The following is a 25,852-nucleotide window of genomic DNA, read 5'->3' as shown; positions in this document are numbered from 1 at the left end:
ATAATAAAAAATGCAATCTCTGAATAAATTAGTGCCTATTCTACTCTATAGTTTTGTCTTCTCCTTCGGGTATGCACAATCCAGTGTTACCCTGACTTATGAGCGGAATAAAATGCAACAGCAAGATACTGTTGTCCGAAAAGGGATACCTTGGTTGGATGAAACGATTACCGAAGAAAATCGGTTGCCCATGCATACAGATTTTGTGACCTTTCCGCAGGAGTCTCAGATCATCAACAGCGATTGGCGTGAATCCTCTGCGTATTTAAGTTTGAATGGTTCCTGGAAATTTAAATGGGTAAATAGCCCTTCAAAACTACCAACTAACTTTGAATCATTAAATTATGACGATCGTCATTGGGATTATTTTCAGGTGCCTGCAAACTGGGAACTCAATGGATACGGTTTCCCGATGTATACTACCTCAGGTTTTGAATTTACCTATTTAATCGGGAAACCAAATCCACCAATTGTGCCGATGGATTTCAACCCTACGGCTGTGTATCGCCGTGAGGTAGTCATTCCCGAGGATTGGCAGGGAAAACCCGTAATTCTCCATATTGGGGCAGCCAAATCGAATCTATCTGTTTGGGTAAACGGTCAATATGTCGGGTATGGGGAGGATAGCAAATTACCATCCGAGTTTGACATAACAGCATATTTGAGAAAAGGAAAAAATCTTATTACAATGCGCGTCATGCGATGGGGAGTCGCAAATTATTTGGAGGATCAGGATATGTGGCGTCTTAGTGGAATCACGCGAGACTGTTATCTGCTGGTTCGGCAACCAGTACATCTACGTGATATTCAATTGTCGCCAACCCTCAATGATACCTTTGATAAAGGACAGTTAAAAACTAAGCTAATCTTTAACCAGGCCAGTCGTGGGGATCTAATGGCAGAGGTTACACTTCATAGAAACGGTCGGCTTGTGTCAATTGAAACTGTTAAAGTCGACGGACAGGAAATGGATATTGAACAGACCATAGACCATCCTGAACTATGGTCGGCTGAAATGCCAAATTTATACCAGGTGACTGTTAAACTTACAGCCCCTGAAGGCAAACTCAGCGAGATCGTTCCCCAGCGAGTGGGCTTCCGTAGGGTCGAGATCAAAGAAGGTCAGTTGCTCGTTAATGGGCAGCCTATACTTATCAAGGGAATAAACAGGCACGAAACAGATCCCGTTACTGGGCATGTGATCTCGAAAGAAAGTATGTTGCGCGATGTACAGCTCATGAAAAAATTCAATATCAATGCTGTCCGCACCAGCCACTATCCCAATGCCGAATATTGGTTGCAGCTCTGTGACCAATATGGATTGTATGTAATTGATGAGGCTAATATCGAATCACATGGCATGGGTTATGACCTGTCCTATACGATGGCCAATAGGCCGACCTGGGAGAAAGCACATGTTGCCCGTGTTGAACGCCTTATTCAGCGCGATCGGAATCATCCTAGCGTAATTATTTGGAGTATGGGCAACGAAGCCGGAAATGGTTATAATTTCTATCGGGCCTACCTCCGGATGAAAGAGCTCGATCAAAGTCGCCCTGTACAATACGAAAGGGCTGTGAATAATTATGGTGAATTAAGATTTGACTGGAACACGGATCTGATTGTACCGATGTATGCAAGTCCATCTGCAATGAAGAATTATGCAGCGCGTAACCCTAAGCCTCAAAGACCCTTTATTCAATGTGAGTATGCACATGCCATGGGGAATTCATTGGGAAACTTTAAGGATTATTGGGACATCATTCGGGCAAACAAAGGAATATTTCAAGGCGGATATATCTGGGACTTTGTGGACCAGTGTTTTGTTAAAACCAATGCTAAAGGCGATACAGTATATACCTATGGTGGAGATTATGAACCTAAAGAAGCGATAACGGACTGGAATTATGCTTCCAAAGGAATTTTTTATGCAAATAGAACACCCTATCCGCATGCCTGGGAAATGAAAAAAGTATATCAAGATATCCATAGCAGCCTATTGAACGGGAAAAAGATACAGGTTTACAACGAACGTTTTTTTACTGGACTTGAAAATGTTGAACTTCAATGGGAGCTTATTGTAGACGGAAAAAGAATGCAATCTGGTTTCATCAAGCATTTGAATGTGTTGCCTCAACAATCTGCTGTACTGTCGATTCCGTATAAAGTGGATATACCGGGGGAAAAATTTCTGAATCTGACTTACCGATTGAAAAAAGCCGAGGCCTTACTTCCTATGGGGCATATTATTGCAACTGAACAGTTACCTCTGGGGGGCTCTTTTCAGCCTAAAACAACCATTTTGGCACAGGGTAAAATCAAGACAGAGCGAAAAGATGGAAATTTGATCGTCTCGGCAAAACAGCTGCAAATGGAGTTTGACCTTAAATCAGGATGGCTGACCAAATATCATTATAAAGGACAGGATTTTTTGGATGAACAAGCACTATTTAAGACTAATTTCTGGCGCGCGCCGAATGATAACGATTTCGGTGCAAATACGCCGGAAAAACTGAAACCTTGGAAACAGGTCACGGATTCGATTGAACTGCTTGAAATTAGATCCGAATTAATCGATAGCCTGGCCTATGTATATGCGACCTACCAGATGCCTCAGGTATATGGACAGTTAGAAATGAAATACTGCATTAATCAACGGGGTGAAATGCGCATTTCCCAATCTTTCACTGCTGACACTACAAAAAAAGTTGCGGTTCTGCCACGCTTCGGTATGCAATGGATCATGCCATCTGGCTTTGAGGCCATTAATTACTACGGTAGGGGACCACAGGAGAACTACATCGACCGTAATTTTGCGTCACATGTCGGAATTTATAAACAGACCGTCGATCAACAGTATTTTCCCTATGTAATGCCACAGGAGACAGGAAATAAGACCGATATCAGATGGATGGAAATAAAAAATAAACAAGGCAGGGGATTGTTCTTTACGGCAGATTCTACATTTAGTATGAGCGCTTTGCATTATTTTGACAAAGATTTGGACGATGGTCTCAAGCGACAACAACGTCATGCAGCTGACCTTGTCAAAAGGAAACAAACGCAACTTAATATTGACCTCAGACAAATGGGCGTGGGGGGAATCAATAGCTGGGGAGCATGGCCGCTTCATGAATATACATTGCCATACAAAGATTATTCATTCTCCTTCGTTATAAAACCAGTCGAATAATTATAGCGTGCTGTACAGCAAAAAGCGTTCTTAATTGCTGTACAGGGCTTATTTTATTTTTTGACAATTCAGACTAAGGCCGATCGACATGGAATTCATTCTGAAATGCTTTTCGGTACTTTTTGACATAGTCGGATGGTGTATGGCCAAACAATTTGCTGAACTGCTGTCTAAAGTAGCGCTGATCGTAGAAACCTGTTAAATTAGCTACTTCATTGATTTTTGAATCTGTTAGTATGAGCATTTCTGCGGCTTTTTTGAGTCGTACCGACCTGATAAATTCATTGATCGATTTGCCTGAAATAGTTTTAATTTTTTTATAGAGTGAAGAATGACTCATTCCTGTTTTTTCGGCAAGACTTATTACAGTCAGTTCTTCCAACAGGTTCTCTTCAATAATCTCAATGCACCGTTCTATCAACAGCTTGTCTGTGATCGGTATCTTTAGCTCATTGGACTGTAGCGTAATCGCATTAAAGAAAAAGTCCTGAAGGTTCTTCTTGTTCTGCAGTAATGTTTTGACCCGGAGTAACAATATTTCCGAATCAAATGGCTTATGGATATAATCATCGGCACCATATTGAATTCCGGCCAATTTAGTGCTGTCAGAGGTACTTGAGGTAAGTAGGATGATTTGAATATGGTTGAGCGTAGCATTAGATTTTACGGCTTTGCAAAGTGACAATCCATCCATCTCTTCCATGATAATATCACTTATGACCAGATCAGGTTGTTTTTCCTTGATCATATCGAGTGCCTGAACACCATTATCGGCATTATAGACCGTGTATTCTACCTTAAAAATGTCGGTAAGATAGCTGCGGATCGCATCGTCGTCGTCGACCAATAAGACACTGAATTTTTTGCTTGATATAGCTGTCGGGAATAAGGGAACGGTTTCCGTCACTACTTGTGAATCGTATAGCATTTGAATCCCCGACTCATTGTGGAGCGCTACATCTGCCAATGGTTCTTCGGCTGGGGTTTGTTGTGCTAAGATAGGCAAAACGAGGTCGAATGTTGTTCCCGCTGTTGCTGAACTCGTGTAACTTATTGTTCCGGCGTGCATTTCAACAAAAGTTTTGACAAGGTACATCCCAATCCCGAATCCTGTTTGTTTTTTGGGACCATTAAGTGGATCCGAAAAATATTTGTCAAATATCCTATCGCCAAGATGTTCGGGGATACCTTTTCCCGAATCTTTGATCTGAATGATTAATTCCCGACCCTGTTGCGATAAGGCAATATGGATAGCGCCATTGGAAGGTGTAAATTTAAAGGCATTTGATATGAGATTGCATAAGATGATCTCAATTTTTTCTTTGTCGGCATTGACATAAATCGGATCGGAATTTTCCTGGAACTGATAATCTATATTTTGTAATTTTGCCTGAGCAGCGAAATATAGAAATATTTCTTTCATAAAGCTTTGGCAGTCAAAAATACTTGTTTTGAGCTGTTCGGCGCCGTCCTCTGTTTTTCTAAATATAAGCAGCTGGTCTACCAAACTTAACAGTCTTTTGGCATTTCTATGTACAACCTGAAGGGAAGCATTGTCCTTGGACTCTTTATTGGTCTTTAGCAGATCTTTAATCGGATTAATAATTAAGGTCAGTGGTGTTCTAAATTCATGCGAAATATTCGTGAAAAATGCGTGCCTCTTCTCATTGAGTTCTCTTTCTTTCTGAATGGTAAATTTTGAAAGCTGTATTTCGTAATTTAAAGCGATTTGCCTTCTCCGATAGCGCAGATACCATAGTCCGATATAGACAATACCCAGCGTGTAAAGCAAGTAGGCCCACCAGCTTCTATACCAAGGCGGAAGAATTTGAATCTCGAGCTTAATCTGTTTATTCGTCCAATTGCCTTCCGAGTCGGTCGATTGAATAAGCAGGGTATAATTTCCTTCATGCAGACCGTTGTAATTTATTGATCGGGTAGACCCTGCATCGTTCCATCCCTTGTCTAGTCCTTCCAATAGATACCTGTATTTTATCTTTTGTGGGGAATCAAACTCCAGGGCCGCGAACTCCAACGAAAAAGTGGATTGATTGTAGGGAAGCGTCAATTTGTGAATGCTATGATCTTTTCCAATATCGACCCGGTCGCTCAGGTCGGCAATCTTTTTATTGTTAATTTTAAGGCTTGTGATAGCTAAGGCTGGTTCATAAATTTTCAGTTTAATGCTATCGGCGTCAAAGATGTTAAAACCGTTGTTTCCTCCGAAAAGAAGATGGCCGTTTTTGAGCTTAAGAGCGGCCCCATAGGAAAACTCGTTGCTTTGAAGTCCATCAGTTTCCTCGTACCGCACAAATTTTTTAGTGGAAGGATCGAACTTCGAAAGGCCATTAAAGGTGCTTAACCACAATTTTCCGATTTTATCTTCCAAAATATTAAGTACGGCATTGTTGCTCAATCCTTCATTTGTGGAATAATTTTCGACAATCTTTTTTGATTTGCTATCAAATGCCAGGAGTCCCTTTCCTTCTGTTCCCAGCCAAAGTCTGTTATTTTTTCCGAGCTGAATGGCACGAACAGGTTTTCCGATTAAATACCTGGAGCTTTTTTGCGTCTGCTTGTTTAGCTGTATGATCTCATTGTAATTCCCCATCCAGATATTACCTTTCTGATCATCAATCATACAATTGATATCATAGATGTCTTCGCTGAAGACTTCAAATTGGTCGCGTGTTGGATTATATGTATATACTCTTCCCTCAGAAAACGTCGCTGCCCAGATCTTCGCATCCTGATCCTTAAAAAGTAACTGTACACTGTTATTTAGCACCCCATTTGCTGTCCTGCAAGCATAATATTTAAACCCCGAACCTTTTGCGTAACGCGCAATTCCCCTTTCAGTTGCGATCCATAGGTCTCCATGATTTCCGGTCAAAAGATGGTTTACCGTATTGTCTGGCAATTGCTGCGGCCCTTTTTGGAAAGATTGAACCTGATTGGTCTTGTCATCCCATACATAAAGGCCATTGCCTTCGGTACCAATCCAGATCTTGTTATCATATTCTACGAAAGAACGTACAAATTTGTGCGCTAAGTTAAATCCCGCATAATGTTTCTGCTGTAAATAATTAAATTTATAGCCATTGTTATCAATGGTCTCAATGCCGCCCTTTCCAGTGCCGATCCATATTTTACGTTGGGAGTCTATGTAAACCATATAAATGGTCTTGCTGTTTAGTAAAAATTGTGCGGGTTGTAGATCACTTTTGTTTTCTGCTTTTCCATGAGATAGGTTAAGAATAAAAATACCATTGTTTTGCGTGGCTAACCAAAGTTTGTTTTGCCCCTCCAGCGTCAGCATGTTGATCTGACTTGACTTAAGCTCCTGTGGATACAAGGACGAAAGCATATGCTCTTTGATTTTCCAAACAAATAGTCCCTCGTAATTACCAATAAAGAGTTCACCGTTGTTTGTGCTAGCCATACAGGTTGCACTCGTAATAGCCTTTGATACAAGATTCAACTGCTGTGTTTTTTTGTCTAATGCATATAAACCGCGTCCCTCTATAAAAACCCATACCCGGCCGGTCGCGTCAATATGCGTGGCCGATACATGGTAGTATAAGGTGGATAGGTTCGATTTATAATCTTTAAAAGCAATTTGTATGGCATATACTTCTTGATGACTTTTGTAAAATAGCCCCCAGCCGTTTGTGCCTATATAAATATTATTGTCACTATCGATTTGAATGGATTTCGTGTCAGCATTGAGATGATATGACTGTTTTGATTTTTGGTCTATATAATTTAAACGGGTGAAGGTGTCAAAGTTTCGGTCGTAGATTCCAATCCCTTGCCCAGTTCCTATCCATAATTTTTTATTGTGGTCTTCTGCTATACAATAGATATAATTATGCGGAATGCTATTTTCATTATTTAGCTGGTTTCTATAGGTTTTTATATCATAACCGTCGAATCTGTTTAGTCCGTCGAAGGTACCAAACCACATGTAGCCCTGACTATCCTGAAATATAGATTTCACCGAACTATTCGATAAACCTTTATTCATCTCCTTGGGAAATTGCGCACTTGTCAGCATGCTTGTGTGAACAAGAATGAGAACAAATACCAGGATCAAGGCCTGACGAAAATATAGGAGTCTGTTCAAACTAGGCATGTTAGCAGCTATGTTAGTATAGTATTTCCGATATCAGATAATATATCGATTCTTCCTTATCATAGGTGATTATCTTGAAAACAACTTTTGTGATCAGAAAAAGTCAATTTGAAGATTATATGGTTAAAGATACGATTGTTTTTTAAAATAAGTGTATATTGTACGTTTATTTAAGACGAGCTGCTTTACGACTAAGATTTTGCTTCATAAAGCAAAAAAAGCAGCCGCTATCATGAGTTGTCAACAGGAGGAGGGATTCTGGACACGAAGTATGTTAGATCCCGAACATGCACCCGGTAGGGAAACAGGCGGAACAGCTTTTTTTACGTATGTGTTGCTCTGGGGAATAAATAATGGATTGCTAAGTGATTTTAAGTTTAAAAATGCTGCGGTTAAAGGCTGGAAATATCTTAGTGAGATCGCTTTACAACCCGATGGCAGAATTGGGTATGTACAACCTATCGGTGAAAAAGCTATCCCCGGACAGGTGGTGGACACCAACTCTACAGCGCCCAATTGTGGCCATCGGCGACGCTTCGGTTTTCGTAGGCGACTGGACGCAATGGATACAGTTCGATCCGGCGCGGTTCGGTATCACCCATATTTCCGATAAAGAAGCCAAACCACTCTATATACAGCATCATGCGCTCAATCGTTTTGAGGAGCGCAGCTATAGTCCCAAAGGCTATGTACAGATTTATCTTGCCAAAACCTTTATTTATGGTACACCGGAGGTAATCGTCTATCGTGGACAGGTACTCATCTGCTGTTATTGTGCACGGCACAAGGTTGGCTATTTTCTGGTGAGCTATCATGGTGATAAATGGGTGATACGTACCTTTCTTTTTCTGACGAATGAAGGTACTCCCGAAGGTACAAAGCTCAAGGAGCTCGTCGGCTTGGAAAAAGAAGACGCTAAATATCTGATGATAGACCGAGTCACCGCATTTTTGGATTATGATATTGAGCATGATCAACGACTCCGTATGCTATTTGAAACTGCCGGCTGCGGTTCCCTTTTCGGGTATATCAAACTTTTTGCGCGTCCGGAAGACAATGTGAAAAATAGCGCAGCAATCGCTAATTATCTTTTTGGTAAAGCAGACTATTTCGACGAGTTTATACAGATTTGATAAGAAGAAAGCTATACTGGTTTTTGGGATCCCGAATCGTTCATTTATAACTCATGTTCATGTATCATGAACATTTAATTTTAGTGAACAGAGAATACAAAAACTTTCCTACTGCTTCAAGTGAATGGAAATACCGCCAAGGTTATCAATAGACATATCAATAAGAACAAGTCGAATTTACATTTGACCTGAAGTACTCGCTGTTGATAGACGTATTGGTTTTGCTATTAGTGAAGAATTTTAGTGTTTCAATAAGCATCAAAACTATGGCAAGCAGGTTGTCGCTAAACTGTGGCGACAACCTCAAACCTGCGGATGATGGACCGCTTTGTATAGTAAGAAGTAGCCGATGTGAAATAGTTTTATTTGGATAAAAAAAATAAAAAAATATTATTTTATAACTTTGATTATTAGGTCAATAGACCTGTTTGGGCGAGTGGGACAAATGAACCCTTATCCCACGGTGATATAAGAATAAAAGTATATTTAATTTTTTAACCAATTATGGATTCAGAGATCAAAAAATTGAAAACACAAGTTCGTGCACTGATTATAGTATGTCTGGTTCTCTTTTCGGGGATGACAGTGACATTGTTTACAGTGTTAAACACAAAAAAAGGTGGTGCGGTACTCGATGTGGAAAGGATAAATATCAGGGAGGCCGACGGAACGATAAAATTGGTGCTGAGTAATAAGACGCGACAACATCCCGGAAGAATGTTGGGGAAGGATGCTGATCCTAGGGAAAGGGAGGCTGGACTAATTTTCTTTAACAGCGATGGTGATGAATGTGGCGGATTGGTGTATGATAACGATAAAGAGCATGCCGGCATGGTCTATTCCATCGATAAGTATCAAGATGACCAGATCATGCAGTTACAATATATGGAGGACACAAAGACCAATAAAAGGAAGTACGGACTTCAACTATGGAGTTATGCGAAGGAAGACGCATTTGCGCAACGCCAAGATAGGTATAAAGAGTTAACCAATTCGGCATCAAAACAGTTGCGTGATTCAGCAGTGTCTATTCTCCGGAATGAGGGTCTTCTTGCAACTGACCGTATGTTTCTAGGTAAGAATTATAAGGATGAAGTAGGTCTATTTATACATGACAGTCAGGGCAGACCGAGAATCCGGATTATGGTCGATAAGGATAACCAGACTGTTTTGGAGACCATAGATACACTAGGAAATATAAAGAATAATAAAATCAGTCAAATTGAGTAGTCAACTTTACGCTAGCTTACTGAAGTTTTACGCTGAATTTAATCGAGAGGGGATCTCATCACCTCTGTGTATACAACATTTTGTATGAAACAAATTGTTGAGGAAAATTTGAGGGAATATGTCATTGTATTTCTTGATTGGCAATGTCTCAGACTAAAAACTTCAATAATATAAGGATTGGAATCCACACCATCTTATACATCATATTGTCTTATTAAGGTGCTCTATGAATGTCTTTTGCGCCAAAGCATGGGTAGAGTCGTATCGGGGATAATCGTAGTTATGATAGCTCAATTAGAATTAAGTAGAAAGAATAGGTGGTTTTAGTAGAAGAGCCTGTAAATAGATTCCCAAAAATCCTTCTTAGATGCTTAGAAATCGCTTTTGATAGAAAAATCAAAATCAATCTTATTAACAAAATTATTAGAAGACCTATTAGAAAAACTAGTAGAAAAGAACAATAAGGATTTAAAACAGCAATCCAATCATACCTGTCCTTTCAACAGCTTATACAACGAAGCGTTGACAAACTGAATGACCTTAAATTCCATTTTATCAAATATACCAGTGAAATATACACTAAAACACTTCTTGGTAATAATATAGCTATCAGGATGGATCGGAAAGGAAGGGCGCAGGATAATATTTTTTGTTGAACGATTATGGCGGACAGTTAAATATGAAAAGCGTATTGTGGAGCAAGAACAGCAAGGCAATAGCCGTGCAGGCTATGGAGATTTCATAGTATCAGGCCTTTCTAAGTATTTGTCAGATGCATTAGGTAAAGGTTTTTCAGAAGCCAATTTGCGGAACATGAGGCAGTTCTACCAAGTGTTCCCTGAATTTGATCAATTCTCTACGCAGCGCGTAGAGAATTCACAATCCGTTACTCAGCGCGTAGCGAATCTTAGCTGGACAAATATCCGTTTGATTATGAGGATCGATGACCCCAGTGAACGGGACTATTATATCAAGGAGGCTACAGGGCAAAATTGGACATCCCGTGTATTGGAACGGAATATCAAGAGCGGTTACTATCGTCGCTTACTTTCTACCCAACAAGCTCAAGCACTTTCTGATCTGGAGAAATATAATCCAGCCGATTTTATTAAAGACCCTTATATTGCCGAATTTTTGGATGTGCCCGAAGATTTGACTGGAAAAGAGTCTATTTTAGAAAAGGCATTGATCAAAAATTTGCAAAAGTTTCTACTTGAATTGGGAAAAGGATTTTCCTTTGTCGAGCGTCAGATGCGCATCAGTACGGAAACTTCCCATTTTTATGTGGATTTAGTTTTCTACAACTATCTGCTCAAGTGCTTTGTGGTAATTGATCTGAAGACAACCAAGCTCAGCCATGGTGATATTGGCCAGATGGATATGTACGTTCGTATGTTTGATGTACTGAAGCGTGGAGAAGACGATAATCCGACTATTGGCATTATACTTTGTGCCGAGAAGGATGAAACTATCGTAAAATATTCCGTTTTAAAAGAGAATAAGCAGCTGTTTGCTTCGAAGTACAAAACGGTATTGCCTAGCGAAGAGGAATTGGAAGAAATGATTGCAATGAGCAATCGCAAATTGATTGAAACAACAGGGGATAATGACTAAAAAAACGAACATAAAAACTTTATAATTCCGGTAGCCTTGAATACTTATTTTAAGAACTGTGATCTAGTGACTTTGGTTCGCGAAGGTAATGACTGGAAAGTATCCGAGTCGATCAATTCGTACAAATAAGCAGGTCGTTTAAAATAAAAATATATGTTGGAGAGCCATATCGGAAGATGTGGCTTTTTTAATGTCAAAATAGCATGATATTAATCAGACTCTTTATCTAACCTTTGCTTATACAGTAGGTTTTACTTTGGTCCTCTCGATACATAATACTTGATAATGTATCTTGATTTTTTTTGTAATAAAAAATAAATATTTGGTGATAATCGCTAAATATTTATTATTATTACATTAAATATAAAACTTATCAATTATGAAAAAAATGGACAACATCGTTTTTAAAGGATTATTGGTAGTCGCCTGGATCATATTTGTTGGATTGTCTATTGAAGCAGGAGCCATTATTGTTAATTTCGTTTTCAGTATTTTCAAACCGGAACTGGTTGGAAGACTCTATCAAAAACTTGATCTGTCGGCTATGTACAGGCAGAGCCAAGTGTCTTTTTACACAATCTATTCTTTTATCATTGTCATTGCAGTATTGAAAGCACATTTATTTTATCTGGTGGTCGAAATGATGCACAAATTGGATCTGAATAAACCCTTCAATAATTTAGTTTCCAAACAGATTACAAAGATCAGTTATTTAACATTTTCAATTGGGCTGTTGAGTTATGTTGCACAAGAAGCCGTGGGTAGAATTCTAAGGAAAGGCTACGAAGTCGGAAGCTTAAATCAATTCTGGACCGATAGTCAAGCATTTATTTTAATGGCTGCGGTTATCTATGTGATATCTGTTATTTTTAGCAGAGGAATTGAATTACAAAACGAAAACGATTTAACCGTATAAGATGCCGATAATTGTAAATTTAGATGTCATGATGGCTAAGAGAAAAATGTCATTGAACGAACTATCAGAGAAAGTTGATCTTTCACTTTCAAATCTTTCAATATTAAAAACTGGAAAAGCCAAAGCGATAAGGTTTAGCACATTGGAAGCAATTTGTAAAGTATTAGAATGCCAGCCGGGAGACATCTTGGAATTTGTAGAGGGTTGAGGAATGAAAGAGGGATTCTAAAAAGAAGACTTCCTAAAGCAGTTAATCATCAAATAACAAAAGCGATCTGATCGAAGGAAGGTACGATTAGTAAACAATTAATTCAAAAGGGTCTGATGTTAATCAGACCCTTTATCATAGCGTTTATCTGTACAGTAATTTTTATGTTTCCTATCGTTTCCTCTTTTTTGTTTCGTCATCCAATGTGTTTTGAATACTATTGGATTTTCACTGCACTACGCCAATTTTTATGTTGATCCTTTCTCTCGAAAGGTAACTAATAGCTGCTTTGTATAGTAAGAACAGAAGCCGATGTGAAATAGTTTTATTCGAGTAAATTATTTTTGATAACTTGAATTAACATGAGCTTATCTAAAGATTTAAACAAGAAAACAACTTTTTTTCTTGCCTTATGATAAGCGCTTGAAGGTTATTAATCTATAATTTTATTTTAGTCAACAAGGTGTTAGAGCAAGTAGCATTATGAACCAAAAATTACACGTGAAATTAAGCTTATTATGAGAAAAATTAGCGTCTTAAACTGGGTATCGATTGATGGTTTTATCGCCGGTACACATGGCGAAACAGATTGGTTTCCCTGGGATAGCGAGATAGAGGATTTTTATGAACAGCGACAGGATAAAGCCGATACCATTATTTATGGCAGAGAAACCTATGAAGTAATGTCACAATACTGGTCTGATAAGACTTTGACTGCAGCTGACCGGCCATCGTTTATTAATTTCATGAATAATACGCCAAAGATTGTTTTTTCAAAATCGCTTGCCGAGGCCGACTGGAACAATACGAAAATTGTTAGGGAAGTCAATAAACAAGATATCGAACAATTGAAGTGCGGGCCGGGGAATGATATTCTTATTTACGGAAGCGGTACTATTGTTTCTCAACTCGCAAAGCTGGATTTAATAGATGAATACGCATTAATGCTATATCCTATTGTTCTAGGTTCGGGAAAGCCATTATTTCCCAATATATCAGATCGGGTCAAGTTCGATTTAATCCGTACTGAAAGTTATTCTTGTGGAAGCAATTTGCATATTTACCGTCCTCATAATTGATATCTAATGAACTTTATTGCGAATTAATGCTGGTGTTGCATTTTAATGACTGTCGGAAATTCTTCACCTCCCCATTCCCGCCATTCACCGAGTTTTCCTTTCCGTTAGTCTAAAGCCGATAGGCCAGGGGCGTATTGTGTTGTAGTTTTGAGTCAACAAATAAGAACAACAGAACTAACACAATAAAATAAAGACATTATGAAAACTCTAGTAAAAACATTCGCAGCAGCAGCCTTAATCGCAGTATCCACTTTCGCTATGGCAGCTGAAGGACCAGGTTCCAAATCAGCAAAAGCAAACGTTAACCTTTCCACAGCAGACTTCGCTTTAGAGCACTACGTTGCGGTAACTACCGAAGGCGAATCAACAGGTGTAGAGCAATTGTTCGCTGCTGATTTCAACCAAAAGGTTCAAGCTTCCAATGCGCAATCTCATAGCCGTGAAGCAGTGGTAAAATCTCTGAAAAAACAAAAGGGGGAGAAATTGAACTGTGCAGTAAGCACCGAAATCCTTGAAGAGTCAGCAGACTATATGGTGGCTAAGGTGACCTTGAAATTTGAGAACTTCACCAAGACTGATCTGGTTACCTTGGAGCGCGAAGGCAACAACTGGAAAGTATCCAAATCAATCAATTCGTATAAATAGTATCACTGGTGGTTTGCCAGTCATAAAAAGGCAAACCACTAGTGAATCATATGTTTATTTAAGGCCACATTTTGTCAAATGTGGCTTTTATTATGCTTGAATATTTTAAGTGGGAGTATTACTGTTTTTGCATAATCCCATATTGCTTGTTTTGATTATTCTCTATCCTTTGGCCAGCATAGGTTTCAAAAATATGTTTTGTAGATGCTTTTAGTGAGCGCATTGTTTGAATTGGGTGGTAACCAGGAGCTGTAAAAAATTCGATTTCGTTATCAATTTTTGAGTACCAAATATTACCCAAATCTTTTAATCCTAGTGTGTCCGGCCTAGTAATTTTACGAAAGTGCTCGAGTTTGTCTTGATCCAGCCCGATCACTCGATAGCGTTGAGTTTTATCTTGACAGTCCACTTGGATATATCTTTCCCCGTTCCAGCACATGCAGTCTTCCGGAGTTAGATAATGAACTGTAAAAAAGATTGCGATAATCAGCGAAGCAATCCCGGAAAATCTTAGGGCATATTTATTTAGAATTAGCTTTTTAGATGATTGAACCAACACCTCCATATTTTCAGGTTCATTAGCTTCGTTACTTTCCTCTGTAGTGGCTATGTGATCGTTTTTATCATCAGCGATTCCCATAGTTTCCACTTGATCTTCTTCTAAAATAACATTATCATGAGTAGTAGCCTGAGGTTCACTCGATGCGGGCAAAACATTTTCTATATCTTCTTTAACCTCTGAATGCTCTTCTTCTTTAGGTACATCACTTAGTGGGGTTTGGTCTAAATTATTATAGGCAAATCGGAATGGCCTAGGTTGATAATCCACAAGTATAGCAAATAGCTTCACGACGCGGTCCTCAGGATCTTGTGTGATGTTGAGGGCGAACTTTTGCAATGCTTTTAAATATCCTGTATTGTACTTGGTTATCGCTTCTTCCAGATTTTTTTCTCTTTTAAGTGGATCAAAGAATTTTTGAAAAACTTCAATGTCTTCGGGAGGTAGGCCCTCGGACAATCTGATTAAACAATAGTCTCTCAGTTTAGCAGGAGAGGGGTTGACCAATAGGTCATCAAGTTCCTGTCTAATTTTCTTCGCCTGATAAAGGGCGAAAACCTCTTCTTTAAATTTGGCAAATGTCGTTGGCATGGCATCAAAAATACGCTAATTCTACATCGGAATTTACGGAATCCCGTAAGATTATATACCATCAATACATCAGAATCGTCGGAATAATAAGAATCTCATCAGATCATTCGAACCTTTCGGAATGATTTGATAAAAAGGCTTTTAGCGGCTATAACTTTGTTTTCGAAATCAGATGATAGTCGATTAGTTTATGAGGCTAAGATACTAAACAGATTTCACAATGAGAAGATATCGCGGTAGACATTAGCCGGTTTGGGAAGCAGCTTCTGCCTCCCGCGATGGACACTCTTACTTCCCAAAAAATTCAGAAGGCCTTCTGAAAACATTTGTAGCAATCCGGTGCATGGAGCACGCGGGCCTACCAAGTTTTTGACTTTTAATTTTTTGAGTTATGTGGAGTTTAATCTTATATTTTTTGTTTGGAATCGGTCAACCGTCTAATTCACAACCGAACACTGGTGCACCAACGGTGCAAACAGCAGATGAACCGCCAGCGGATGGAGATGGTGGTGACAAAGGAAACCCACCTCCTAAAGGATAATTTTAAATATAAAAAACAGGAGAGAGCTGATGAAAATCGCTCTCTTTTTTTGTTTAAAATTGATTTAGATATCTTTTTTAGATAAATTAGTGAAAAACTTGGCCGTGAAAAGATCTATTTTATTTTTACTTTCCTTGATCGTTATATTTTCGTGTTCCGAAAAAAAGCAACCTAATATAATCGGTGAAAGTCGGAATTATTATCGAAAAGCCCTTTTTTTCTATAATATAGGGAAGCACGATAGCTCTTTTTTTTATCTCGAATTGGCCAAAGATCAGGCACTTAAGGAATCAGATGATTTGACAATAGCAAGAAGTTTTATCCTGATTGGAATTAACGAATATGATCAAAGCGATTTTTTTGGCGCGCAAGAAACATCTCTCAAAGCGATTGAATTTTTGGATAAAAGAAAGATGAAACAAGATACACTGCTGTCCTACGCTTATAATACGATTGCTAATGCCACAGATGAAATGAAGCAATATGATCAAGCAATTCCATATTACCATCTTGCTATCCGATACTCAAATGATTCAAGCAATATCCTTATATATAAAAATAATTTGGCCGTCTGTTTAAGAAATGCGAAGCGTTATGAAGAAGCAATTAAATTATCAAAAGTGATATTGGCAAAGTCGTCGTTAGGATCTACAGACTATGCTAAGTTTTTAAACAATTTGGCTAAGACGAAGTGGATGGCTGATTCCTCCTATAATCCAGTCCCATTATACCAAAGGGCGCTAAGTATACGTCTCAAAGAAAAAGACCTCTGGGGCCAGAATTCAAGTTATGCCAGTTTAGCTAGGTATTACGATGATAAAAATATTGATTCTTCTATCCATTATTTAAATAGGCAATATAAAGTAGCAGTAGAAATTAAAAGTGCAGACGACCAATTGAATGCACTCCGAGGATTGATACAGTCCAATGCATTGTATTCCCAACGATATTTATCAACCTATTTGGCACTCAACGACAGCATCCAGCAGGCTCGTGCTGCCGCCAAAAATCAGTTTGCGCTGATCCGCTATGAAGTTGAAAAAAACAAGACCGAAAATCTAAGGCTTGAGAAAGAAAATGCTGAAAAGCAGAATCGCCTCATTAGGCAACGCGTTATCACCGGTGCAAGCTTTTTTTTACTTGTTTTACTTGCTGGTGGTGGTACCCTCTGGTACAAACGACGCAAGCAACGGCTCGAACTCGAAGCTGAGAACAAAGTCAAAGAGACCCAGCTTCACCTCTCCAAGAAGATCCATGATGTCGTTGCCAATGGTATCTATCGTGTCATGTCCGAGATTGAACATAACGATGATGTCGACCGCGATGGTGTACTCGACAAACTTGAAAATATGTATCATCAGTCACGAGATATTTCGCATAATGTTGAACAGCAGACCGTCACCGAGATACCGTACAACGAGCAGCTGGCCTCCTTGCTCAAATCCTTCGCTGCAGATCACCGTCGTGTCTTGATCGCCGGTAATGATGTAGAGCAATGGACGGACGTTGCCAAGCGCATTAAAGAAGAGGTAAAGCATGTGCTGCAGGAGCTTATGGTTAACATGAAGAAGCATAGTCAGGCCGAGCAGGTTGTGGTACGCTTTGAAAAATTAGATCAGCAGCTCACCATATATTATAAAGATAACGGTGTAGGAATGCCTGCCGAAAAGCCGCAGGGAAAAGGTTTGACGAATACGGTTTCCCGTATTGAAAGCCTCGGTGGCAAAATTATCTTTGTCAGTGAACCGGGAAAAGGACTCGACATTACGACTACTATCCCACTAGTATAAAAAGACAATATTGTATGTTTAAAAAAGTACTCATTGCCGAAGACCACGAGATAGCCAACATTTCAGTGCAGAAAACCCTGCATGACCTGGGAATTCATGATACCAAATATGTGTATTATTGTGATCATGCCCTCACCTGGATCAAAAATGCCATCCGCGATGGCGAGCCTTATGATCTGCTGATCACTGATATCGAGTTTGAAGATGACGATAGCCCACAGGAAATCAAAGACGGCCTTTCCCTGATCAAAGCCGTTAAGATCGTACAACCCGATATCAAGGTTATTGTGCTGACCGCCAAAGACCGGTCTGCACTGATCAATGAGATGTTTCGAGACAATCAGATTGATGGACTTGTACGCAAGGCACGTCGTGATGGACAACATCTGCGCGAGGCACTCCAGACTGTTTACCAGCATCGTACCTATCAATCACCCGATAGCAAGAAGTTTATCCAGGAGCAGAACTCGCACGAGTTTACCCAATTTGACCTCCATATCGTCAAGTTGCTTTACGAAGGAGTATCCCAGAAGGAGATGCCCGAATATCTACAACAGCGCGATATCCGGCCATCGAGCCTCAGCAGCATCGAGAAACGGCTCAACCTGATGAAAGATGTACTCGGCTTTACCAAAAATGAACAGCTGGTGGCCCATTGTAAGGAACTGGGCTTTATATAAAAATATTTTTACCTACTTACGGGATCCCGTAAGGGATCGTTATAGTATTGCATTAGGTTTGTATGAACGGATTTATAGCAGGAATTATATTTTTCGTTATCTAAAAATAACTGATGCATTCAGGATATTTAGTGCTATATATTAACAAGTTTTATGAAGAGAAAAGGCTATCGGAGGATAGCCTTTCTTTTTTATTGTCGTTTGAGGTTTTAGACTCCAGATGAATCCAAGTCGAACGCTTAAATATGTTTAATCAGCCTTATTCGAAAATGTATTGATTGAATTTAGGCCATAATAAGCAAGCCCGTTATCTGGATATTCTTTTAGAATCTGTTCATAAAGTGCCTTTGCTTTTTCGGCCTCTATTGTCTGTGAATAACAAAATGCAATATTACAGAGTGCCATTTCCCGATAGCACATTTTTGAAGCACTTAATAATATCACTGCACGGTATTTGTCTATCCACTTGTTTTTTGTAAAGAAATCAACACTTTGCTTAAAGTGTTCTGTAGCCGTTTTAAAATCTTTTTGTTTTATCGCTTTCATCCCTTTTTTATGGGTTATCGGTATTGTCTGCTGCAATACAATTGATAACAAGGCAAAGAGAACAGCACCGATAAAAATCCCATGCTTTGGAATGAAAAATCCAAAGATGGCTAAGAATATTATCCATATGAGGATGATAATCGCGACCGCAGGCCAGGATACTTGTCGAACGATTGGAACATTTGCACTCATTTTATCAAAATCTAGTTTCAGTTGTCATGTGGTATTAAATATACTGAAATCGCCGCAAAGTCTTCCTTCTTAGTGTTGTTTTTATATTAAGTTTTGCATAAAGACCAATCCGACCAATTCTTAATTATGCCTTTACGGGAAACCGTAGAATTAGCCCATAATCATCCGCTAGATTTGTATCAACCATTACGAGTTAACGATTATTAATTGAATATTTCAATGAAAAGATACTTTTACATATTTGACGGCAGAAGGGTAGGACCATTATCCTTTGATGAAATCAAAGCAGCTAATATTTCAGCAGAAACATTGGTTTGGTATGAAGGATTGGAAAATTGGCTACCCGCAGGAGATCTCGAAGAGTTTCTGTATTTTTCTGATCCTACTGAAGAGATTGAGACACTGGTCGAAGATGATGATGCAATTATAGAGGAAATCACTATCCCTGTTCAGGAAGGGCCAGTTTCAATTCATCCTGTTACTGGTGGAGATAATCCGGATTCAGTTGGAATAGGTAGCCCCATAGTTCAGAGCAATAGTGTAGAAGCCCAACTTAAGACCTATTCCCCTTCTTTGAACCAATATCATGGTATTGACGATCCATTCAATGGTGGACAGCAACATTTGATTTATCCAAAGCAAGCTATGTTTTCGGCTCCTTTTAGTTTTAAGGGAAGAATCAGACGAACAGAATACTGGCTCAGTATTGTTATTGGCTACGTATATCTATTTTTTGTCATAGGATTGGTAGGATATAGTAATGGCTCGAATAACCTAGGTTCCGTAGGCTTCTTGTTCTTAATCCCTTTTTACTGGTTTCTTCTTGCCCAGAATACCAAGCGCTGCCATGATCGGGGGAATTCTGGATGGTTCCAAATTATTCCATTCTACGGCCTTTGGATGGCCTTCGGTGACAGTGATAGATTTGTAAACGAATATGGCCCCAATCCTAAAGGGGACAACCTACAGACAAGATTTTAACGATATTATTTTAAATACATGAAAAGGATTTCTTTGATTGCTAATTCCAGCATTCAATATTACAAGTATGATGTAAATATTGATCTCGAGTTTGGCAAAGAAAACAGATTTTACTACCACCAGCCATTTGATACTAACTTTTTTGATTTTATCCTTGATCCGGTTTTTAAAATTACGAAGGATGGAAACGAAAATTATTATCGTTTGCAGGAATTGATTGATAAAGGTTTTGTAATCAATAAACGTCTAAAGGATGAAGCCGATTTGAGTACCTGCATCGGTACGGTCACAGAAGTTTACGAAGAAAGTAATCTGAAGCAGACACTCAAACAGTACCAAAATAAATGGATTCCATTGCCTTTTTTTAAGGAGAACTCAATTAACAGAGATTTGCTGTACCCGACAGATTGGGTACGCGTTTTTTTTACTTGTGATGAAGAGTTTACACTGGCAAAAATTGTCATTGCCGTGGATACGTCTTTAGCCAGAAGTGAAAATGATAAAACTGGTCCTCAGTTGAGCAATAATCCGGATGAGAATGTTTTCAGACTTCAGTCTGATGAAATCAATCTGAGTAATTTCTTATTTACGCAGGACAATTCTGTCGCATGGATTGATCGGTATCTAGCCGGTTTATTTTATGATAAAAACGAAGAAGAAAGGTATACACACCCTATCAAGAAATATATAGCCAAATATATCCTTTTGGTTAAATGGTTGGCAGCTCAGACCGAGTCTCCAGAAATTCAGCTTTTTACGGACAACATCAGGAAAAAGACTGTTGACCTGGTAATTGATATTGGCAATTCGGCGACTTGTGCCTTGTTATTTGAAAACAAGGATGATGACAGCTTTGATTTTGATAGTGTCAAGAAACTTATTATACAGGATTATACCAATCCGCATTTGGAATATAACAATTCATTTCCAATGAATATGTTGTTTAGCGAATCGAGCTTTGGAAATATTGATAAAGACAATTATCACAACAATAAATTTATTGTTCCCAGTTTGACCCGCATCGGTTTTGAGGCAGAAAAGCTAATCAATTCCGCGAGTACAAATCTGGATCTTGGCTACGAACTTAAAACCTATAACTCAAGTCCCAAGCGATATCTTTGGGACGATCAGATGAGCGACCGGGAATGGGAATTTCAGCCGATTAAATCCAGTCGGGTAAAGAAAGTTTACCTGAATGGGATATCTGAACAATTGAGTTTAGATGGAAGTTTGAAGAGCGCAAGGGAGGCATTTGGAGCTAAGTCCATGTTTTCGAGGGCTTCGTTGATGAAATTTGTGTTCCTGGAAGTATTGATGCATGCCCATGTACAGATCAATTCCTATAAGTTTCGAGAAGAACATGGCGAAATGACCATGCCTCGAACGATCAAACGGATTACGATATCATGCCCTACAGGTATGATCCAGCACGAGCAGATCGCGCTAAGGCAAGCGGCAGCAGAAGCATGTGAATTGCTGGATGGTTACCAACGGTTCTACTTTGATCAGGATGAAAATACAAACTGGTTCAAGAAACCGGAGATTATTCCATCTATTCAGGATATCTCCAAAACCCTCAGCCAGCTGGAAGATAAAAAAGATTGGATGTATGATGAGGCGACCTGTAGCCAGCTTGTTTTTGTTTACAGCCTCTTTTCGAAAAAATTGAGAAGCAACAATTATGTGATTGACCATTTTTTATTCAATAATAAGAATGCGTTAAAGATTGCTTCGATTGATATCGGTGCGGGGACAACTGATATAATCATCAATCAATATCAACTTAAGACCTCAAATAAGATTCAGGAATTGATTCCACAACCGCTGTTCTGGGACAGTTTTAAATTGGCAGGAGATGATCTAATGAAGGAGCTAATCCAAAAGCTGATTATTCGTAGCCCCTTAAAAATGGATGATTCAACCATTGAAGGATTGGAAAATTATGGGAGATCAAGGGGGATTGTAGACATCCAAAGTCGGATCAATGGATTTTTTGGAGAGAATTCCAATAACATGGGCTATCTCGCAAAGATGATGCGTAAGTCATTTGTCCATCAGGTGGCGCAGCCTATTGTACTTAAATATCTCCAGCAAGCAAATCACCAAGAATCCTTGGAAATGTCCTTCGAAGAAATCATTGGATGCAAATTTGAAAATAGTGCACTTGTCAACTATTTTGAGCGGGTAATCGGTTTCAATTTTTTGGAAATCCGATGGACAATATCGGCTAAGGTCGTCAATGAGATCGTCTCGAGTGTATTTGAGGGAATGGTTCGTCAGATGTGTCTGGTGATTAACCAGTTTGAGTGTGATTTTGTGGTCCTGTCCGGAAAGCCTGCATCCCTGCTTAGCTATGAGGAACTGTTCAAAAAATTCCTGTATGTTTCGCCGACCAATGTGATCAATCTCAATAATTATTGGATCGGAAAATGGTATCCGTTTGCAGACAATTTGGGAAATGTTGAAGATCCCAAAACGATTGTTGCTGTAGGTGCAATTATCGCGTTGATGGCAGCCAAATTGAAGAAGATACAGGACTTCAATTTAAATACAATGGAGCTGATCAAAAACCTGAATTCAACGGCCGATTATATTATTTCCAGAGTGGAGAATAGAAAAGAAGTCATATTGACTCCACAAAAAAATGAGCAGACTTTTTTGCTTAAATCACTTCCTTTTGAGTTTGGCTATGCGAAATATCTATCGCGAAACTACACGTATTCCGGTCTCTATAGATTAAGTATAGATCACAGACAGATGGAAGAGGTTGTCAAGAACCGTTTTGTTGGCCGCGATGCATCATTTTATGAAGAGCAGGTCGATAAAGAGCGGGGTGAAATTTTACGCCATCTACCATTGAAGGTGACCATTGCCCGAGATTGGGATGAAAGTAAGGAAATATTGAAAATCGAACATATCGAAGATAATGAAGGAAATGAGAAGCCGGGACGTTTCTTCCAGCTCCATTATCAAACCTTGGATAGTGTTCAGGGATATTGGTTAGATACTTGTGAATTCGTTTTATAGTAAAGAAATGTCGAATAATTATTCTGAATTAGAAATCAAGCTTATTAAGGAGTTTATTTCCGGTAAGATCGATCTTATACAGGGATCGATTCAATGGGCGGACAAAAATCTAAAATATGAAGAACGTAATAAAGCGCTCCTCACATTGAAGAACAGCCTGAATACAATTAAAAAGGTTAAGAGTAATATCGGTAATAAACCGGTCATCGCTGTCTTTGGGGCAAGCCAGGTGGGGAAATCCTATCTGATCAAAAATCTGTTGAGCGATACAAATAGGCCTTTTGAGATTGAAAATGATAATAAACAATATGATTTCCTAAAGCAAATAAATCCACCGGGAACTGGCGCAGAAAGTACTGGCTTGGTTACTCGATTTACGATTGATCAAGACCCCTCGTTCCCAGATTTTCCAATAAAGGTGAACTTGCTGGCAGCAAAAGATATACTATTGGTCTTACTTGATGCCTTTTTTCTGGATCTTAAGAAAATTACTTCTTTTCCCTCAAAAGGAGATTTTGAAGCACATCTTAAAAAACTGGAGCTTGAGGAAACCGAAACTCAGCAGGATTTTTTAACCGAATTTGATGTGCTTGAGATTAAGGAGTACTTTGAAAAAAATCTTTCACAGCATACCATCCTGTTTGAAGGTCTCTATGAAACAAGGTTCTTCGAACGTATAGGTCGTATTATCCGCCATTATGGAGTTGCAGATTGGTCGCGCATATTCGATATCCTTTGGAATAAGGAAATCTTATTGACAGAACTATTTATCAACTTGATCAATAAGCTGAAATTGGTGCAGTTTGCACGCTATGGGTATATCAAGTTTGAAAATGTCCTGCGTGAGGGCGGAGCTATTCTCGATGTCAAACGCTTGGGTGAACTTAGTACTGAATCTGAAAAGGGCAGCACAATTTTCAAGTTGACGAATGGTTCTGAGGTTCAGATTGAGGTACCTGCATTGTCAGCGCTGATTGCCGAACTTGTTTTTTCGATTCCCGAAGGACTTGTTGAATCCAAAGAATTTTTAAAATACAATGATTTATTGGACTTTCCGGGAGCCCGTAGCCGTCTGGCATTGGATCAATCGGATATTTCGACAAAGAATATTGATGCCATGTTGTTGCGGGGTAAGGTCTCTTATCTTTTTAATAAATACTCCCTTGATTTCAATGTCAATAATCTTTTGTTCTGTACCAATGACAAGCAGTTGGAAGTCAACGAAATTTCTTCCCTGTTATACAACTGGATTGAAAACAACGTGGGCGGGAGTGTCGAAGAGCGATCAAAATCACTTCAGGAAGCGAGCTTGCCGCCATTGTTTGTCATCTTTACCTTTTTCAATAATCAGATTAAGTTTGACACCACAAACGATGGCGAATACCTGGAATCCGCTGAAAAGTTAAACTATAAATGGCACACACGTTTTGAGCGTTTCTTCGAGCAGGAGATCGTTACGCAATCGCGTAACTGGCATACCAAATGGACAACTCAGGAAAATCTGTTCAAAAATTTCTATCTGTTGCGTGATTACAAGTATTCGAATGATACGTTTATAGGATTTGAACAGGAAGGGGAAGAGATCGGAATTCATCCGGAAAGGGAGAATTTTTTGAAAGTCATGAAGCAGTCCTTTACACGCTATGGTTTTGTCCAAAACCATTTCCAGGATGCCGAAAAAACATGGCAACAAGTTGCTTCCATCAATCATGATGGCTCGGCGTTGATTATTGAGTCTCTGGCGAAGGTGTCGGGTAATAAAACCAAGATCAATCATAACCTTCAAAAGTTAAACACAATCCTAACCAAGATACAACGGGATCTGGAACGTTTTATTCATAAAGACGATGTCACTGTTATGCGGGAAACGCAGATGCGCCAGGTAAATCAGTTTCAGTTGGCGTTTAATAGTGCCTTAGTTAGAGATCTTGGATTGTTTAACGCCTTTATTAACTGTCTTTCGATTAACCCAAATGATATTTTTCAGTTGCTGAATGAACATATGGTGGTTGATACCAGTCGCCGTATACTGGATGAAACCACACAGGAGTCCATTCTATTGGTTCAATATCCAGAGCTAAAACAGGCGAAGTCGAAAGCAGAAATGCTAACCATTCTGCAAAAGCATCTTTGGCTTTCATCGCATGAAGCCGTTGAAGACTTTTTAAAAGACAGTGGTATCGAAATCGCTGATTTATTCCAGGAGGAAGAGACCAATTCATCAAAGTCTGAGTATTACGTTCAATTGATTCTCGAATCTTGGTTAGCGAAGATCAACAACTTGGATCAGTACAAAGATTTCATCGCACATGGTCTGAATAGAAACAGTTTGATTTTCGTTGTGAGCTACTTTAAGGAACTGCTTAAAAAGCGAAATGTTGCCAGCAAAATAGTCAGGTTGCTAAATGATATCATTTCTGAAATAGATGTCAACCATGGTTATGAAATATTTTTGACCGAAACCTTCTCCCTGGTGATCAATGAATTGATTTTCAATTTTGATGTCAGCTACTTTACGGAAGAAGAGAAAGAGGAAGCAAGAAACATCTTGGTTTCTAATCCCAATCGATTTTTTGAGCGAAAACTTGATACATCTGCCAGCGCGATTTCCGCTTTGTTCGACGCCGAAAATATTGATGTACGTGCAATAGCACTACAGAAGTACAACAAATGGATTGAATATTTACGCCTTTCACTCCTTGTCAATGCAGGATATATCGATTACGATGAGCAGGCCAATCAGGAATTAAAATTATTGGTCGAACAGTATTCACCTTTTCAACTGGTTTAAA

The 25,852-nt window shown here is 39.1% G+C and carries 18 protein-coding genes; 15 read left to right on the top strand and 3 right to left on the bottom strand.

Features of this window, described 5'->3' with window-relative positions; all coding sequences use genetic code 11:
• Positions 1-10: 10 nt before the first annotated feature.
• Positions 11-3,193 (top strand): glycoside hydrolase family 2 TIM barrel-domain containing protein, encoded by a 3,183-nt coding sequence (locus LC454_RS05000; RefSeq protein WP_223580234.1) that lies wholly within the window; start codon positions 11-13, stop codon positions 3,191-3,193.
• A 73-nt stretch (positions 3,194-3,266) separates the two neighbouring features.
• Here LC454_RS05000 and LC454_RS04995 read toward each other — a convergent pair whose 3' ends face one another.
• Complete coding sequence (locus tag LC454_RS04995) at positions 3,267-7,319, bottom strand: two-component regulator propeller domain-containing protein (RefSeq protein ID WP_223580233.1); 4,053 nt, start codon at positions 7,317-7,319, stop codon at positions 3,267-3,269.
• Positions 7,320-7,479: 160 nt separating this feature from the next.
• Between LC454_RS04995 and LC454_RS04990 the strand changes: the two genes are divergently transcribed.
• The 8 genes from LC454_RS04990 to LC454_RS04955 all read left to right on the top strand — a co-directional run bounded on the left by LC454_RS04990 (position 7,480) and on the right by LC454_RS04955 (position 14,153).
• Positions 7,480-7,941: a glycoside hydrolase family 88 protein gene (locus LC454_RS04990; RefSeq protein ID WP_223580232.1), complete on the top strand. Its 462-nt coding sequence runs from the start codon at positions 7,480-7,482 to the stop codon at positions 7,939-7,941.
• A complete protein-coding gene (locus tag LC454_RS04985) occupies positions 7,847-8,461 on the top strand; it encodes a hypothetical protein (RefSeq protein ID WP_223580230.1) in 615 nt (204 codons plus the stop codon). Before LC454_RS04990 ends, LC454_RS04985 begins: the two co-directional genes overlap by 95 nt.
• 504 nt (positions 8,462-8,965) lie before the next feature.
• Positions 8,966-9,691 carry a hypothetical protein gene (locus LC454_RS04980; RefSeq protein WP_223580229.1) on the top strand — a complete coding sequence of 242 codons (726 nt, stop codon included), beginning with the start codon at positions 8,966-8,968 and terminating at the stop codon, positions 9,689-9,691.
• Positions 9,692-10,384: 693 nt separating this feature from the next.
• The gene (locus LC454_RS04975; protein WP_223580228.1) at positions 10,385-11,305 is read left to right on the top strand and encodes a YhcG family protein; all 921 of its coding nucleotides are present in this window, start codon (positions 10,385-10,387) and stop codon (positions 11,303-11,305) included.
• 379 nt (positions 11,306-11,684) lie between these two features.
• Positions 11,685-12,221: a DUF2975 domain-containing protein gene (locus LC454_RS04970; RefSeq protein ID WP_223580227.1), complete on the top strand. Its 537-nt coding sequence runs from the start codon at positions 11,685-11,687 to the stop codon at positions 12,219-12,221.
• A gap of 1 nt (position 12,222) precedes the next feature.
• Entirely contained in the window at positions 12,223-12,429 is a 207-nt protein-coding gene (locus LC454_RS04965) for a helix-turn-helix domain-containing protein (RefSeq protein ID WP_223580226.1), read from the top strand.
• A gap of 518 nt (positions 12,430-12,947) precedes the next feature.
• Positions 12,948-13,508, top strand: a complete 561-nt coding sequence (locus LC454_RS04960) for a dihydrofolate reductase family protein (RefSeq protein ID WP_223580225.1) — start codon at positions 12,948-12,950, stop codon at positions 13,506-13,508.
• A gap of 198 nt (positions 13,509-13,706) precedes the next feature.
• Positions 13,707-14,153 (top strand): nuclear transport factor 2 family protein, encoded by a 447-nt coding sequence (locus tag LC454_RS04955; protein WP_223580224.1) that lies wholly within the window; start codon positions 13,707-13,709, stop codon positions 14,151-14,153.
• Positions 14,154-14,271: 118 nt separating this feature from the next.
• Here LC454_RS04955 and LC454_RS04950 read toward each other — a convergent pair whose 3' ends face one another.
• Positions 14,272-15,303, bottom strand: coding sequence for a hypothetical protein (locus tag LC454_RS04950; RefSeq protein ID WP_223580222.1), 1,032 nt, complete (start codon positions 15,301-15,303; stop codon positions 14,272-14,274).
• 391 nt (positions 15,304-15,694) lie between these two features.
• Between LC454_RS04950 and LC454_RS04945 the strand changes: the two genes are divergently transcribed.
• From LC454_RS04945 to LC454_RS04935, 3 genes are all read left to right on the top strand, one after another.
• The gene (locus LC454_RS04945; protein ID WP_223580220.1) at positions 15,695-15,844 is read left to right on the top strand and encodes a hypothetical protein; all 150 of its coding nucleotides are present in this window, start codon (positions 15,695-15,697) and stop codon (positions 15,842-15,844) included.
• Between the two features lie 104 nt (positions 15,845-15,948).
• Entirely contained in the window at positions 15,949-17,634 is a 1,686-nt protein-coding gene (locus LC454_RS26495) for an ATP-binding protein (protein ID WP_223580218.1), read from the top strand.
• 14 nt (positions 17,635-17,648) lie between these two features.
• Complete coding sequence (locus tag LC454_RS04935) at positions 17,649-18,314, top strand: response regulator (RefSeq protein WP_223580216.1); 666 nt, start codon at positions 17,649-17,651, stop codon at positions 18,312-18,314.
• Positions 18,315-18,563: 249 nt separating this feature from the next.
• Here the strand turns inward: LC454_RS04935 and LC454_RS04930 are convergent, their stop codons facing one another.
• Positions 18,564-19,052 carry a tetratricopeptide repeat protein gene (locus tag LC454_RS04930; protein ID WP_223580214.1) on the bottom strand — a complete coding sequence of 163 codons (489 nt, stop codon included), beginning with the start codon at positions 19,050-19,052 and terminating at the stop codon, positions 18,564-18,566.
• A gap of 219 nt (positions 19,053-19,271) precedes the next feature.
• Here LC454_RS04930 and LC454_RS04925 point away from each other — a divergent pair, with 219 nt between their 5' ends.
• From LC454_RS04925 to LC454_RS04915, 3 genes are read left to right on the top strand one after another with little or no spacing between them, the layout of a single operon-like run.
• Positions 19,272-20,033 carry a DUF805 domain-containing protein gene (locus tag LC454_RS04925; RefSeq protein ID WP_223580212.1) on the top strand — a complete coding sequence of 254 codons (762 nt, stop codon included), beginning with the start codon at positions 19,272-19,274 and terminating at the stop codon, positions 20,031-20,033.
• 18 nt (positions 20,034-20,051) lie between these two features.
• Entirely contained in the window at positions 20,052-23,060 is a 3,009-nt protein-coding gene (locus LC454_RS04920; protein WP_223580210.1) for a virulence factor SrfB, read from the top strand.
• Between the two features lie 7 nt (positions 23,061-23,067).
• The gene (locus LC454_RS04915; RefSeq protein ID WP_223580208.1) at positions 23,068-25,851 is read left to right on the top strand and encodes a virulence factor SrfC family protein; all 2,784 of its coding nucleotides are present in this window, start codon (positions 23,068-23,070) and stop codon (positions 25,849-25,851) included.
• The last annotated feature ends 1 nt before the right edge of the window (position 25,852 follow it).

The organism is Sphingobacterium sp. GVS05A (assembly GCF_019969845.1).
GTDB lineage: Bacteria > Bacteroidota > Bacteroidia > Sphingobacteriales > Sphingobacteriaceae > Sphingobacterium.
The sequence above is the reverse complement of the archived record's forward strand: the minus strand, read 5'-3'. Positions and strand labels throughout refer to the sequence as shown.